13 protein-coding genes are annotated in these 14,708 nt (G+C 71.5%); 6 read left to right on the top strand and 7 right to left on the bottom strand.

Features of this window, described 5'->3' with window-relative positions; genetic code table 11:
- Window positions 1-16: 16 nt before the first annotated feature.
- A complete protein-coding gene (locus O1Q96_RS10010; protein WP_269247825.1) occupies window positions 17-457 on the top strand; it encodes a VOC family protein in 441 nt (146 codons plus the stop codon).
- A gap of 147 nt (window positions 458-604) precedes the next feature.
- Here O1Q96_RS10010 and O1Q96_RS10005 read toward each other — a convergent pair whose 3' ends face one another.
- Window positions 605-1,966, bottom strand: coding sequence for a glutamine synthetase family protein (locus tag O1Q96_RS10005; RefSeq protein WP_217458370.1), 1,362 nt, complete (start codon window positions 1,964-1,966; stop codon window positions 605-607).
- A gap of 309 nt (window positions 1,967-2,275) precedes the next feature.
- On the opposite strand from O1Q96_RS10005, the gene O1Q96_RS10000 reads away from it, so the two are divergent.
- A complete protein-coding gene (locus O1Q96_RS10000; RefSeq protein ID WP_269247824.1) occupies window positions 2,276-3,475 on the top strand; it encodes a globin domain-containing protein in 1,200 nt (399 codons plus the stop codon).
- A 107-nt stretch (window positions 3,476-3,582) separates the two neighbouring features.
- Here O1Q96_RS10000 and O1Q96_RS09995 read toward each other — a convergent pair whose 3' ends face one another.
- Window positions 3,583-4,014: an RrF2 family transcriptional regulator gene (locus O1Q96_RS09995; protein WP_269247823.1), complete on the bottom strand. Its 432-nt coding sequence runs from the start codon at window positions 4,012-4,014 to the stop codon at window positions 3,583-3,585.
- 153 nt (window positions 4,015-4,167) lie between these two features.
- Here O1Q96_RS09995 and O1Q96_RS09990 point away from each other — a divergent pair, with 153 nt between their 5' ends.
- The 3 genes from O1Q96_RS09990 to O1Q96_RS09980 all read left to right on the top strand — a co-directional run bounded on the left by O1Q96_RS09990 (window position 4,168) and on the right by O1Q96_RS09980 (window position 7,711).
- The gene (locus tag O1Q96_RS09990) at window positions 4,168-4,836 is read left to right on the top strand and encodes a thioredoxin-like domain-containing protein (RefSeq protein WP_269247822.1); all 669 of its coding nucleotides are present in this window, start codon (window positions 4,168-4,170) and stop codon (window positions 4,834-4,836) included.
- A 5-nt stretch (window positions 4,837-4,841) separates the two neighbouring features.
- Window positions 4,842-5,465: a DUF305 domain-containing protein gene (locus O1Q96_RS09985; protein WP_269247821.1), complete on the top strand. Its 624-nt coding sequence runs from the start codon at window positions 4,842-4,844 to the stop codon at window positions 5,463-5,465.
- Between the two features lie 344 nt (window positions 5,466-5,809).
- On the top strand, window positions 5,810-7,711 hold the full coding sequence (locus O1Q96_RS09980; protein ID WP_269253554.1) for a S53 family peptidase: 1,902 nt from the start codon (window positions 5,810-5,812) through the stop codon (window positions 7,709-7,711).
- Window positions 7,712-7,716: 5 nt separating this feature from the next.
- Here O1Q96_RS09980 and O1Q96_RS09975 read toward each other — a convergent pair whose 3' ends face one another.
- Window positions 7,717-8,586 (bottom strand): alpha/beta fold hydrolase, encoded by an 870-nt coding sequence (locus tag O1Q96_RS09975; protein ID WP_269247820.1) that lies wholly within the window; start codon window positions 8,584-8,586, stop codon window positions 7,717-7,719.
- Window positions 8,583-9,326, bottom strand: a complete 744-nt coding sequence (locus O1Q96_RS09970) for a DUF998 domain-containing protein (RefSeq protein ID WP_269247819.1) — start codon at window positions 9,324-9,326, stop codon at window positions 8,583-8,585. The genes O1Q96_RS09975 and O1Q96_RS09970 overlap by 4 nt, the downstream gene beginning before the upstream one ends.
- A 227-nt stretch (window positions 9,327-9,553) precedes the next feature.
- On the opposite strand from O1Q96_RS09970, the gene O1Q96_RS09965 reads away from it, so the two are divergent.
- Entirely contained in the window at window positions 9,554-11,308 is a 1,755-nt protein-coding gene (locus O1Q96_RS09965) for an NAD+ synthase (RefSeq protein ID WP_269247818.1), read from the top strand.
- Between the two features lie 142 nt (window positions 11,309-11,450).
- On the opposite strand, the gene O1Q96_RS09960 is transcribed toward O1Q96_RS09965, so the two are convergent.
- The 3 genes from O1Q96_RS09960 to O1Q96_RS09950 form a co-directional block, all read right to left on the bottom strand.
- On the bottom strand, window positions 11,451-12,668 hold the full coding sequence (locus O1Q96_RS09960) for an MFS transporter (protein WP_269247817.1): 1,218 nt from the start codon (window positions 12,666-12,668) through the stop codon (window positions 11,451-11,453).
- Between the two features lie 86 nt (window positions 12,669-12,754).
- Window positions 12,755-13,792, bottom strand: a complete 1,038-nt coding sequence (locus O1Q96_RS09955; protein ID WP_269247816.1) for an endonuclease/exonuclease/phosphatase family protein — start codon at window positions 13,790-13,792, stop codon at window positions 12,755-12,757.
- Window positions 13,793-13,988: 196 nt separating this feature from the next.
- Window positions 13,989-14,642: a TetR/AcrR family transcriptional regulator gene (locus tag O1Q96_RS09950; protein ID WP_269247815.1), complete on the bottom strand. Its 654-nt coding sequence runs from the start codon at window positions 14,640-14,642 to the stop codon at window positions 13,989-13,991.
- Window positions 14,643-14,708 lie beyond the last annotated feature (66 nt).

Here is a 14,708-nt window from a genome sequence, read left to right as displayed (position 1 = left end):
GACAAAGGAGTCGTCCATGGACATGGCCTTCGAAGTGATGGTGCTGCCGGTCTCCGACATCGACCGGTCCAAGGCCTTCTACCAGGACAAGGTCGGCTTCCACGTCGACCTCGACCAGGAGGTCATGCCGGGTACCCGCGTGGTACAGCTGACGCCCCCGGGCTCCGGCTGTTCGATCGCGCTCGCCCAGGGTGTGCCGATCCCGACGGGTACACCGCAGCCGGGCACGTACCACGGTATGCAGCTGGTCGTGGCGGACGCCAAGGCGGCGTACGAGGAGCTGACGGCCCGGGGCCTGGAGCTGAGCGAGCCCGTCCAGTACGCCCCTCAGGACGGCGGCACGTTCATGCACTTCACGGACCCGGACGGCAATGGCTGGGCGATCCAGGAATTCCGCGAGCGCGCCACGAAGCCCTTGCACCAGCTGATGAAGGATTCGTCGGACCAGGCACAGTGACGGAGACCCTCGTCCGCCGCCGCTGAAGGCCCCGCACCCTTCAGGGGCGCGGAGGAACGGCGGCCGCGAACGGCGCGGGGATACGGCGCGGGCAACCGCACCGTATCCCCGCGCCCTACGGACGACCCGCAGGCCCCGAGCGGAGCGCTACAGCACCGGTAGGTTCTTCCGCAGCTCGAAGGCCGTCACCTCGCTGCGGTACTCCTCCCACTCCTGGCGCTTGTTGCGGAGGAAGAAGTCGAAGACGTGTTCGCCGAGGGTTTCGGCGACCAGTTCGCTGCGTTCCATGAGGGTGAGGGACTCGCCCAGGTTCTGGGGCAGGGGCTCGATGCCCATCGCGCGGCGCTCGGCGTCCGAGAGGGCCCAGACGTCGTCGTCGGCGCCGGGGGGCAGCTCGTAGCCCTCCTCGATGCCCTTGAGGCCGGCGGCCAGCAGGACCGCGTACGACAGGTAGGGGTTCGCGCCCGAGTCGAGGGAGCGGACCTCCACCCGTGCCGAGCCCGTCTTGCCGGGCTTGTACATCGGGACGCGGACCAGGGCCGAGCGGTTGTTGTGGCCCCAGCAGATGTACGAGGGGGCCTCGCCGCCGGCGCCGGCGGTGCGCTCGGAGCCGCCCCAGATGCGCTTGTACGAGTTGACCCACTGGTTGGTGATCGCGGCGATCTCCGCCGAGTGCTTCAGCAGACCCGCGATGAAGGAGCGGCCGACCTTGGAGAGCTGGTACTCGGAGCCCGACTCGTAGAACGCGTTGCGGTCGCCCTCGAAGAGGGAGAGGTGCGTGTGCATGCCCGAGCCCGGGTGCTCGCTGAACGGCTTCGGCATGAACGTCGCCTGGACGCCCTGCTCCAGCGCCACCTGCTTCATGACCAGGCGGAACGTCATGATGTTGTCGGCCGTGGAGAGCGCGTCCGCGTAACGGAGGTCGATCTCCTGCTGGCCCGGCGCGCCCTCGTGGTGCGAGAACTCGACCGAGATGCCCATCGACTCCAGCATGGTGATCGCCTGGCGGCGGAAGTCCATGCCGACGTTGTGCGGGGTGTGGTCGAAGTAGCCGGAGTTGTCGGCCGGGGTCGGCCGCGAGCCGTCCGTCGGCTTGTCCTTCAGCAGGAAGAACTCGATCTCCGGGTGGGTGTAGAAGGTGAAGCCCAGGTCGGAGGCCTTGGCCAGCGCCCGCTTCAGCACGTACCTCGGGTCCGCGAAGGACGGGGAGCCGTCCGGCATCAGGATGTCGCAGAACATGCGTGCCGTGCCGGGTGCCTCCGCCCGCCACGGGAGGACCTGGAACGTCGACGGGTCCGGCTTGGCGATCATGTCGGATTCGTACACGCGGGCGAAGCCCTCGATGGCCGACCCGTCGAAGCCGATGCCCTCGTCGAAGGCCTGTTCCAGCTCGGCCGGGGCCACGGCCACGGACTTGAGGAAGCCCAGCACATCCGTGAACCACAGGCGTACGAAACGGATGTCGCGCTCCTCCAACGTACGGAGCACGAACTCCTGCTGCTTGTCCATCTTCCGCTTCCACCCAATCCTTGCTGGTCAGGCCGCCTGCTCCCGTCCCGTGGGAGGCGGTCGGGCACCTGAGCATCACACCACAACAGCGTTTCATGCGCGTTGCGGACCTTGATCGTCCCGTCGGCTTCCGGCTGAACGCCTCGCGGCCGGCGGGTGTACTGCTCTGTCGCCCATCTTGCCTGCTGAGTGCCGTACATGTAATGGCCGACCACTGCCGTCTCTCCGTCTCCTTCCCGCACCCTCTTTAATTTGCATCTCATATGCAAGTTTTAATACGGTGCGGGCAGCCGAGTCCGAGGAGCCCTGATGCTGTCCGAACAGTCCGCCGCCACCGTCCGCGCCACCCTTCCCGCCGTCGGCGGGGCCCTGAGAGAGATCAGCGACCGCTTCTACGCGGGGCTGTTCGCGGCCCACCCCGAGCTGCTGCGCGATCTCTTCAACCGCGGCAACCAGGCCTCCGGAACCCAGCGCCAGGCCCTGGCGGGCGCGTTCGCCGCGTTCGCCACCCAGCTCGTCGAGCGGCCGGACGAGCGGCCCGACGCGATGCTGAACCGCATCGCGCACAAGCACGCCTCCCTGGGCATCGCCCCCGAGCAGTACCCGGTCGTCCACGAGCACCTCTTCGCCGCCATCGGCGATGTGCTCGGCGAGGCGGTCACCCCGGAGGTGGCCGCCGCCTGGACCGAGGTGTACTGGCTGATGGCGAACGCGCTCATCGCCGTCGAGAAGCGGCTGTACGCGGCGAGCGAGGCCACCGGCGGGGGCGGCCCGCGCACCTGGGAGGTCGTCGAACGCGTCGAGGAGACCGCGGAGGTGGCCACCTTCCTGATACGCCCGGCCGACGGCGCCCCCGCACCCGGCTTCAGGCCCGGCCAGTACGTCTCCGTGCGCGTCGAGCTGCCGGACGGGGCCCGCCAGACGCGCCAGTACAGCCTCGTCGGCGCACCCGGCCCGACCGTGCGCCGGATCGCCGTGAAGCGGGTGCACGGCGGCGCGGCGCCCGACGGGGAGGTCTCGAACCACCTCCACGCGCGCGTGGACGTCGGCAACACGATCGAGGTGTCCGCCCCGTACGGCGATCTCGCCCTCGACGACGCCACGGAAACGCCGCTGCTCCTCGCCTCGGCGGGTATCGGTGTGACGCCGATGATCGCCATGCTGGAGCACCTCGCGGGCCTCGGACACCGCGCCCCGGTGACCGTGGTGCACGCGGACCGCTCCCCCGCCGAGCACGCCCTGCGCGACGAGCACGAGGCCCTCACGGCGAAGCTCGCGGACGCGGTGGCGCACTTCTGGTACGAGCGGCCGGAGCCGGGCCACCCGGCCGACCGCACGGGCCTGGTGGACCTCTCCGGGATGGCGATCGCGCCGGGCACGCGCGCGTACCTGTGCGGTCCGCTGCCCTTCATGCGAGCGGTGCGCGGCGGGCTGATCGGAAAGGGGGTCGCGCCCGCCGACATCCACTACGAGGTGTTCGGGCCCGACCTCTGGCTGGCCCGGGGCTGACAGCGGAGGACGGGACGCCGGCCGCGCCCGGGCCCCGGGCCGGCCGGTCCGTGGCCGGCGCCCGAAGGCCCGGGCCGCCGGGCCCGGGCGCTCCGCGCGGGCCCGGCCTACCGCCTCGTGATGCCCAGCAGCAGCGGGCCGGTGGGGGCGGCGACCATGTCCGTGACGGTCAGCGGGTCCAGGGAGGCGTAGAAGGCCTCCTGGGCCCGGCGCAGGGCCCCGCGCAGCCGGCATCCCGTGTTCAGCGGGCAGGGCGCGGACCCCTCGCAGTCGACGACGTCGCCATCACCCTCGAAGGCCCGCACGACCGCGCCGACCGAGGCCGTTCGCCCCTCCCCCGTCAGAGCGAGGCCGCCGCCGCGGCCGCGGCGGGCGTCGAGCAGGCCGAGGTGCTGAAGCTCGGCGACCACCTTCGCGGCGTGCGTGTACGGCACTTCCATGGCGGCCGCGACCTCCCGGGTCGTCGGCGTCGTCCCCTCGGTGACGGCGAGCCGCATCAGGACGCGCAGTGCCAGGTCGGTGGATCGCAACAGCCGCATACCGCCAGCGTAAATAATGCGCATCCGAGGTTCAAATTATCGTCCGGGGTCCCGGCTTCGGCCATTCCTGCGGGCTCCCCGCCTACACCGGCTTCTCCCCCACTACGATCAGCTGACCACTCCACTGCCCCTTTTCCCCAGAAGGACCACCCCATGGGTTCCGCCAAGAAGACAGAGACCACGTCGCGCAAGGCGCGGATAGAGGAGATGCGGCGCGCCGAGCAGGCCCGTGAGCGCCGCAACCGGTTCCTCACGATCACCGCCAGCGTGATCGTCGTCGCCGGTCTCGTCGCCGGTGGCGCGTTCCTGATCAAGTCGCAGACCGACGACAAGGACAGCGCGTCGAGCGACTCCAAGTCGGCGTCGGGGAAGTTCGTCACGGGCAAGGACGGCGTGAAGACGTGGAGCACGAAGCTCACGCAGAACCACGTCACGAAGAACGTGACGTACCCCATGGAGCCCCCGGTCGGCGGTGACCACAACCAGGTCTGGATGAACTGCAACGGCGACGTCTACGACCAGGCGATCAAGAACGAGAACGCCGTGCACTCGCTGGAGCACGGCGCGGTCTGGGTGACGTACAACAGCAAGGCGTCGGACGCCGACGTGAAGGCGCTCGCCGCGAAGGTCAAGAAGACGCCGTACTCGCTGATGAGTCCCGTCGACGACCAGAAGGACCCGATCATGCTCTCCGCGTGGGGCCACCAGCGGACGGTGAAGGGTGCGAGCGACCCGGACGTCGCCAAGTTCTTCGAGACGTACGTCCAGGGCAAGCAGACGCCCGAGCCGGGCGCCGCCTGCACCAACGGCCTGTCGAAGTGAGGAAGATGAAGTCCGCCGGCTGGATCAGCGGGGCCGCCGCGGCCGTCCTCGTGGCGGCCGGGGCGATCACGTACGCGGTGGCCGACGGCGACGACTCCGGGATGAAGCCGCCCGCGGCCGACTCCGCGGACGCGGGCTTCGCCCGTGACATGGCCGTGCATCACCAGCAGGCCGTCGAGATGTCGTACATCGTGCGCGACCGCACCGACGACGAGGAGGTGCGCCGCCTCGCGTACGACATCGCACAGACCCAGGCCAACCAGCGCGGCATGCTGATCGGCTGGCTGGACCTGTGGGAGCTGCCCAAGGTGTCCGCCGATCCGCCCATGGAGTGGATGGGCATGGCCGGCATGGGGACCGGTGAGGACGGCGCGCTCATGCCGGGCATGGCGACCAACACGCAGATGGATTCGCTGCGGGGGCTGAGCGGCAAGGCGGCCGAGATCCGCTACCTGCAGCTCATGTACACGCACCACGTGGGCGGCGTGCACATGGCCGAGGGATGTGTGGAGCGGTGCCGGGTCGGCGTGGAGCGGCGGCTCGCGCGGGGCATGGTGCAGGCCCAGGAGTCGGAGATGAAGCTGATCTCGGACCTGCTGAAGCAGCGCGGCGCCAAGCCGCCGAACTGACGCGGTACCGGCCCCGTCGAGAGATCCCTCGGCGGATCCGGCACCGGCTCCGCCGAGGGCCCCGTCGAGGGCTCCTCAGCGGCTTCCGTAGTGGTCCCGTAGTGGGTTCCGTAGCGGGACCCTGCCGCGGTCCTTTGGGGCGCGACCCGGCTTTATGTCGGTCATCGCGCCCCAAATCCTTTGCGTATACGGTTCCTTGGGCTCCTTTTGGCCCAGCCGTGCCCCGGCCATTCCCCTGGCATGAATGGTTGATCGCAAGAGTGACCCCCATCCAGTGATCCTTCAGGGGGTTCTCCATGAGGTCCAAGAGATCCAACCGTGCCTCGGTGCGCGCCGGCGTCAGCATGGCGGCGACACTGCCTCTGCTCGCCGGTGCGCTGGCGCTCGGCATACCCGCGGCCCACGCCTCCGACGCCCCGGCCGGCCGTGACACGCTCCAGGGCACCAAGCCCCTGTGGGCCACGGCGCGGGCGGACAAAGGGGCCACGGCGAACAGCTCCCGGGTGTCGGCCCGTGTCTATCTCGCCGGCCGGGACGCGGCGGGCCTGAGCGCCTACGCCAAGGCCGTGTCCGACCCGTCGTCGGCCTCGTACGGGAAGTATCTCAGCGCGCGGCAGGCCCAGGCCCGCTTCGGTGCGACCAAGGCCCAGGTGGCCGAGGTGACCTCCTGGCTGAGGTCGGCGGGACTGACCGTCACCGGTACCAGCCGGCACTACGTGTCGGTGACCGGTGAAGTGGCCGACGCCGAGAAGGCGTTCGGCACCCAGCTGCACAATTACACCAAGGGCGGGAAGACCTACCGCGCTCCCGCCGAGACGGCCTCGGCACCGGGCGGCCTGAACGGCGCCGTCCTCACCGTGACCGGCCTGGACAACGCCCCGCACAAGGCGGACCACTCCGACACGCTGCCGCCGCCGGACGCGGTGTTCCGCAACGCCGGGCCGTTCTCCTCGTACTACGGCTCGAAGACCGCGACGGCCCTCCCGGGCGCGTACGGCACGAAGATCCCGTACGCCGTGAAGGGCTACACCGGCAAGCAGTTGCGGGCCGCCTACGGGGCGGGCCGGGCGACCGGCAAGGGCGTGACCGTGGCGATCACGGACGCGTACGCCTCGCCGACGATCGCGGCGGACGCGGCCACGTACGCGGGCAGGCACGGCGACGCGGCGTACGGCGGCGGCCAGTTGCGGCAGGTGCTGCCCAGCGCGTACACGCGGACCGAGGAGTGCGGGGCGGCCGGCTGGTACGGCGAGGAGACCCTCGACGTCGAGGCCGTGCACGCGGTCGCGCCCGCCTCGGACATCGTCTACGTGGGCGCCGCGTCCTGCTACGACGACGATCTGCTCGACTCGCTCGGCAAGGTCGTCGACGGGCACCTGGCCGACATCGTCTCCAACTCGTGGGGCGACATCGAGGCCAACCAGACCCCGGACCTCGCCGCCGCCTACGACCAGGTCTTCCAGCTGGGCGCCATCGAGGGCATCGGTTTCTACTTCTCGTCCGGCGACAACGGCGACGAGGTCGCCAACACCGGTACGAAGCAGGTCGACACCCCCGCCAACTCGGCGTGGGTGACGGCGGTCGGCGGCACCTCGCTGGCCGTCGGCAAGGGCGACGCGTACAAGTGGGAGACCGGCTGGGGCACGCTCAAGGCCACGCTGTCGGACAACGGCAGGAGCTGGACGGACTTCCCGGGCGCCTACACCTCCGGCGCGGGCGGCGGCACCAGCGCGACGGTGAAGCAGCCGTTCTACCAGCGGGGTGTGGTGCCGTCCGCCCTCGCGAAGGCGAACGGCAAGCAGGCCATGCGCACGGTGCCGGACATCTCCGCGATCGCCGACCCCAACACCGGTTTCCTGGTCGGGCAGACGCAGACCTTCCCGGACGGGACGCAGAAGTACGGCGAGTACCGCATCGGCGGCACCTCCCTCGCCTCGCCGGTCATCGCGGGCATCCAGGCGCTGGCCCAGCAGCAGCGCGGCGGCCGGCCGATCGGATTCGCCAACCCGGCGATCTACGACCGGTACGGCACGAAGCTGTACCACGACGTCACGGACCGCCCCACGGGCCGTGAACTCGCGGTGGCGCGGGTCGACTTCGTCAACTCGTTCGACGCGTCGGGGGGTCTGCTGACCTCGGTCCGCAGCCTCGGCAAGGACAGCTCGCTGAAGGCCGTCCGGGGGTACGACGACGTCACCGGCGTGGGTTCGCCCGCACCCGGATACGTGAACTCGTACCGCCACTGAGGCCCTCAGGCCTCGCGCGCCCGTCCCTCGTCCTCGTCGGCGAGGGGCGGGCGCGTGCCTGTCTCCAGGACCGCGTCCGCCACGTCCCGGGGACGGTCGAGCATGACGAGGTGGCCGGCGGGGGCGGACACCCGGAACGTGCCGCCGAGCCGCTCGGCGAGGCGTTCCTGCCGCTCCAGCCACCGCCGCGGACCGCCGGCGTGGGCGGCGAGCACGGTGACGCGCGCGTCCAGCGGAAGCCACTGCCGCAGCGAGGCGAGCTCGACGGCCTGGTCCCGGTAGCGGGCGTTCTCGGCGAGGACGGCCCGCAGGAAGCGGCTGGTGGAGTAGGCGCGCCGGACGAGGTCTGCCGGGGCCGGGTCGCCGCCGCCTCGGCGTCCGGCCCGGACCGCGGTACGCCGCAGTAGCGGTCCGACGGCCCGTGGGAGGCCCGCGCCGGCCAGCAGCGTGCCGCACGCGCGCGTGGCGGCGTCCCGGAGCGCGGGGGCGGCCCGCGGGCGCGGCTTCTCCTCGACCGCGGTGTCGACCAGGACGAGCCCGGCCGTCCGCTCCGGGTACAGCCGTGCGAAGGCCTCGCAGTGGAATCCGGCGAGCGAGTGGCCGACCACGGTGGCGGGTGTGCCGACGCCTGTCGCGTCGAGCACGCGCGCGATGCGCTCCGCCTCGCCGGTGAGCGTGGGCCACGCGCGCGCGTGGCCGCTGAGCCCGAGGCCCGGCCGGTCGAAGCGGACGACCGTGCGGTGCGGGGCGAGGAGCGGTACGACCGGGTCCCAGTCGAACCACGCCATGCCCAGGCCGACGCTGAGCAGGCACGCGGGACCGGTGCCTTCGACCCGGATGTGGTGGGGGACGCCGCCGATACGTACGAAGGTCATGGCCGGGCGTCCCGGGAGGGCACACGTGCGGCGCCCCGCACCTCGGGGATCCTGCCTGGGAGGGGTGCGCCGGGCGCCGGGGCGCGCAGGAGGGAGAGGGCCAGCACGCCCAGCCAGATCGCGACCACGCCCACCTGGAGCCGTTGGGCGAGGCCGATGCCCCAGCCCTCGTGGCCGGTCTCCAGCGCGGCGATCGCGGCCAGCGTCCAGACGGTGGCGGCCAGTTCGAGCACGACGAGACCGGGCCCGGAGCGGGCCGGCGGCGACCCGGGCGCGCGGCGCCGGGCGGGGGGTGTGAGGGCCACCATGGCGACGAGGATGCCGCACAGGGCGACCGTGCTGCTCACGGTGTGCGCGGAATGGGCCCAGGGCACCAGGCCCGTACGCTCCTGTGCGGCGCACACCGGGTCCGCGGTGGGCGTGCAGCTGAGCGGCAGGCGGGAGTCCACCGCGGTGGCCGTGCCGAAGAGGACGAGCGCGACCCGGCCGACGAGCGCTCCCGGTCCTCCGCGGGGCAGCACGCGGAGGGCCAGCAGGCCGCCGGCCGCCACGAGCACGCCCGCGACGAGGTCCGTCGTGCGGAACAGGGTGCCGTACGGCTGGTCGGCCGCGGCCAGTTCACTCACGTACGCGTGCGCCGGGGAAAGGCCTGTCGGCAGGACGACTTCGAGTGTCCAGGCCGTGTAGGCGAGCGCGCCGAGGGCCAGGAGGACGGCTGCGGCCGTGCGTGGTGTGGTCATCGACGACCATGATCGGGGCAGGGCCGGGGGTTCGCATGCCGTTCGGGCACCCGCGTGTTGTCCGTGGCCGGCCGCGCCCGCCCGGCGGAGCCGCACAGCGAGGCGGCCCCGCGCCCCTGACGGGGCGCCCGCTGTGAGGGGGCCCGCCGCCGCGGGACTTGCCGGGTGGGGCGCCCCACACCCCTCCCCCGGCCCATCGCGTCGCTCTGACGATTACACTGGAACGCGTGCCTCAACTACGTCTCGCTCTGAATCAGATCGACTCGACCGTCGGCGATCTCGCCGGGAACGCCGAGGCGATCGTCCGTTGGACCCGGCACTCCGCCGAGCAGGGTGCGCATCTGGTGGCGTTCCCCGAGATGGTGCTGACCGGGTATCCCGTCGAGGACCTGGCTCTGCGCTCGTCCTTCGTGGAGGCGTCCCGCGCGGCCCTGCGCTCGCTCGCCGCGCGGCTCGCCGACGAGGGGTTCGGGGAGCTGCCGGTCGTCGTCGGCTACCTCGACCGCTCCGAGAAGGCCCAGCCCAAGTACGGCCAGCCGGCGGGCGCCCCGCGGAACGCGGCGGCCGTGCTGCACGGCGGTGAGGTGGTCCTCACCTTCGCCAAGCACCACCTGCCGAACTACGGCGTCTTCGACGAGTTCCGCTACTTCGTGCCGGGTGACACCCTGCCGGTCGTGCGGGTGCGCGGCGTCGACGTCGCGCTCGCCATCTGCGAGGACCTCTGGCAGGACGGCGGCCGGGTCCCGGCGGCCCGTTCCGCCGGGGCCGGTCTGCTGGTCTCGATCAACGCCTCGCCGTACGAGCGCGACAAGGACGACACCCGTCTCGGTCTCGTGCGCAAGCGCGCGCAGGAGGCCGGCTGCACGACCGCGTACCTGGCCATGATCGGCGGTCAGGACGAGCTCGTCTTCGACGGCGACTCGATCGTCGTCGACCGCCACGGCGAAGTCGTCGCGCGGGCCCCGCAGTTCGCCGAGGGATGCATCGTCCTCGACCTGGACCTGCCCGCCGCTGCCGCCGAGGTTCCGTCGGGGGTTGTGGACGACGGGCTGCGCATCGACCACCTCGTCCTCTCCGAGGAGCCGCTGCCCGCGTACGAGCCGGAGCTCTCCGGCGGGTACGCCGAGCGGCTGGACGACGACGAGGAGGTGTACTCCGCGCTCGTGGTGGGGCTGCGGGCGTACGCGGCGAAGAACGGTTTCCGGTCCGTGCTGATCGGGCTCTCGGGCGGTATCGACTCCGCCATCGTCGCGGCGATCGCCTGCGACGCGCTCGGCGCACAGAACGTGTACGGCGTGTCGATGCCGTCCAAGTACTCCTCGGACCACTCCAGGGGTGACGCGGCGGAGCTGGCCCGGCGGACCGGGCTCAACTTCCGGACCGTACCGATCGAGCCGATGTTCGACGCGTACATGGGGTCGCTGGGGCTCACCGGTCTGGCCGAGGAGAACCTCCAGTCACGGCTGCGCGGCACCCTGCTCATGGCCCTTTCCAACCAGGAGGGGCACATCGTGCTGGCGCCGGGCAACAAGTCCGAGCTGGCGGTGGGGTATTCGACGCTGTACGGCGACTCGGTGGGCGCGTACGGGCCGATCAAGGACGTCTACAAGACGTCGATCTTCCGGCTGGCCGAGTGGCGCAACCGCGCGGCGGCCGAGCGGGGGCAGACCCCGCCGATCCCGGAGAACTCCATCTCCAAGCCGCCGAGCGCCGAGCTGAGTCCCGGCCAGGTCGACACGGACTCGCTGCCGGACTACCCCGTCCTGGACGGGATTCTGGAGCTGTACGTCGACCGTGACACGGGGGCCGACGCGATCGTGGCCGCGGGGTACGACCGCGAGGTGGTCATGAAGACCCTGCGCATGGTCGACACGGCGGAGTACAAGCGGCGGCAGTATCCGCCGGGGACCAAGATCTCCGCCAAGGGGTTCGGCAAGGACCGGCGGCTGCCGATCACCAATCGGTGGCGGGAGAGCGTCTGACGAGGGCACGAGGAAGGGGGCGCCCGGTGTCGGCCGGGCGCCCCCTTCTTGTTGTTCTCGTCCGCCGGGTTGGTCGCTCGCTGCGGGTGGGCGGGGGTTGGTCGCGCAGTGCTCCGCTTCCCCCGAATGGCTGCGCCGTTCGTCAGAGGTGGGCGGGGGTTTCCGTGGGGTGGGGGGTGTGTGTGGCCACCACACGGCCCTTGTGGGGGGTGGTCCGGCGCCGGTCCACCGTGTACGCGATCGTCGCCACGCCGAGTCCCAGGACGGCGAGGGCCGCGCCCGCGAGGGCCGGGGACGTCACGCCGAAGCCTGCCGCGAGGGCGAGGCCGCCGATCCAGGCGCCGCCGGCGTTCGCGAGGTTGAAGGCGGCCTGGTTGGCGGAGGACGCCAGCGAGGGGGCCGAGGACGCCTTCTCCATGACCATCAGCAGGAGCGGGGAGCTGGTGACGAACGCCGCCGTGCCGAGCAGCACCACGGCGAGGGCCGCGCTCCACGCCGTGGCCATCAAGGCCGGGAAGACGGCCAGGACCGCCACCAGCGAGATGAGCCCGCCGAACAGGGTGGCGCGCATCGAACGGTCGGCCAGGCGGCCGCCGAGCAGGTTGCCCGCGGTCGCGCCCACGCCGAACAGCGCGAGCAGCAGGGTCACGCTGGAGTCGGCGTATCCGGCGGAGTCCGTGAGCATCGGCGTGATGTAGCTGTACGCCGAGAAGAGCGCGCCGAAGCCCGCGACGGTCGTGCCGAGGGCGAGCCAGACCGGGAGCGACCTGAGCGCGGCCAGTTCGCCGCGCAGGCCGGCGGCGGGGGCGTGCGCGTGGTCGCGGGGCAGCACCAGTGCGAGGGACGCGATGGCCGCCAGGCCGATCGCGCTGACGCCCAGGAACGTGGCGCGCCAGCCGAAGTTCTGGCCGACGAGGGTCGCGGCGGGGACTCCGGCGATGTTCGCGACGGTCAGGCCGAGGAACATCAGGGAGACCGCGCGGGCCTTGCGCTCGGGGGCGACGAGGCCGGTGGCGACGACGGCGCCCACACCGAAGAAGGCGCCGTGGGGCAGGCCGCTCAGGAAGCGGGCGGCGACCAGCCAGTGGTAGTCGGGGGCGAGGGCCGAGAGCGCGTTGCCCGCGACGAACAGCACCATGAGACCGATGAGGACCTTGCGGCGGGACATGCGGGCGGTCACCGCGGCGAGCAGCGGGGCGCCGATGACGACCCCGATCGCGTACGCCGAGACCAGGTGTCCCGCGGTGGGGATCGAGATGCCCAGGTCGTCCGCGACGTCGGGCAGCAGGCCCATCATCACGAACTCGGTGGTGCCGATGCCGAAGGCGCCCACGGCTAGGGCGAGCAGGGCCAGGGGCATGAGGGACCTTCCAAACGAGTGCGGTGTTCCGTACAGCTTATGTTCATCTACGGAACAAAGCATCCCGGGCCCAGTATTCCCAGGGGTTACGAGGTGGTTGCCGAAAGCTTCACGCGGGCGGCGATCGGAAGATGGTCGCTGCCCGTCTCGGGGAGGGTCCACGAGGTGACCGGCTCGACACCCTTGACCATGATCTGGTCGATCCGGGCCATCGGGAACGACGCCGGCCAGCTGAACCCGAAGCCGCTGCCCGCGGCGCCCTGCGTGGAGCGCATCTGCGAGGTGACGGCGTTCAGCGCACGGTCGTTCATCGTGCCGTTCAGGTCGCCGAGGAGGGCGATCTGCGGCAGCTTCTCGTCGGCGATGGCCTCACCGAGCGCGTCGGCGCTCTTGTCGCGCTGCCGCGCGGTGAATCCGGCCTCCAGCTTCACGCGTACGGAGGGGAGATGGGCCACGTACACCGCGAGTTGCCCCTCGGGCGCGGTGACCGTCGCCCGCATCGCGCGCGTCCAGCCGAGCTTGATGTCGACGGGCCGGGACGCGCTCAGCGGGTACTTGCTCCACAGGCCGACCGTGCCCTGCACGGAGTGGTACTTGTACGTCGAGGCGAGGGCCCTCTCGTACACCGGGACCGCCGAGGTCGTCAGCTCCTCCAGGGCCACCACGTCCGCACCGGACGCGGCGACGTCGCGGGCCGTGCCGGCCGGGTCCGGGTTGTCGGCGTTGACGTTGTGCGTGGCGACGGTGAGGTCTTCGCCGGGGCCCGTCCGGTCGACGAGCAGCCCGCCGAAGAGGTTGAGCCAGACGACGGCGGGCAGCAGCACGGCGATCAGCGCGGTCGCGGACCTGCGGACCAGGGCCAGGACGAGCAGCACCGGCACGAAGAGGCCCAGCCAGGGCAGGAAGGTCTCCAGAAGACTGCCGAGGTTGCCGATGGTGTTCGGGATCTGCGCGTGCAGAACCATCACCAGGGCGAGCACGAGGGCGAACGCGGCGAGGACGATCCCCCGGCGCCAGATGCCCCGGTCGGCGCGGAGCGTGGAGAACAGGCGCCGGAGCCGGGTTCCTCTGCGGTCGGGCCCCTGGCCGCCGCTGCCCGTCTCCGTCATGTACGCCTGCGCCATACCGTCGCCTCACCAACTGCCGTTCACATCGTCCCCGCGTCTAAGACCCTAGGGGATGATCGCGTCCGTTCCCGCCGTCTCTTGACGGCCGTACGGGCACGAGGACGAGGAAGTGGGTGTGCCGAGTTCCGGCAGCGGGCCCATCGGGGCAGCTTGTGACGAAACATGCACATTCGCCCGGGAGTCGGGGCGCGGCTCAGGGGGCGGCGGGTCCCAGCCCGGCGAGGACGGCGTCGACGATCCGTTCGGACAGACCCTCCTCCAGCCCGGCGTCCGGGCGGATGACGGCGCGTACGAGCATGGGGCCCACGAAGAGGTCGTTGGCCAGTTCGACGTCGACGTCCGCGCGGATCTCGCCGTTCTCCTGGCCGCGGCGCAGCACGTCGAGCACCCTCAGGCGGCGCGGCTCGATGACGGCCGCGTGGTACACCTTCCACAGCTTGGGGCTGCTCTTCATCTGCGCGAAGACGTTGTGCATGATCGCCGACGAGCGGCTCACCAGCCCGCGCTGCCGGAGCGATTCGAGCAGGACGATCAGGTCGTCGCGCATGGACGTGCCGGGCAGTTCCGGGTCGGGCGGTTCGGCGGTGCGCAGCACGTCGCAGAAGAGCTCCTCGCGGCCGCTCCAGCGCCGGTAGATGGTGGCCTTTCCCACACCGGCGATGCGCGCGACCCGCTCGATGGAGATGTCCGCGAGCGGAACGCCCTCCTCCAGCAGCTTCATGACGCCCTCGACGATCGAGCGTTCCACCGCCTCGCTACGGGGGCGCCCTCTGGCGGCCCCGCCCCGTACGGCCGTACCCGCCTCGCGCTCCGCGCCGCCCACGTGTTCGCTCCGCTCTCCTCGCATGCCGCTGTCCTGCCACCGCGCCGCCGCACTGTTCCGCCGCTCCCCGGACAAGCTGATTGTCCCTGG

The sequence above is a fragment of the Streptomyces aurantiacus genome, from assembly GCF_027107535.1.
GTDB lineage: Bacteria > Actinomycetota > Actinomycetes > Streptomycetales > Streptomycetaceae > Streptomyces.
The sequence above is the reverse complement of the archived record's forward strand: the minus strand, read 5'-3'. Positions and strand labels throughout refer to the sequence as shown.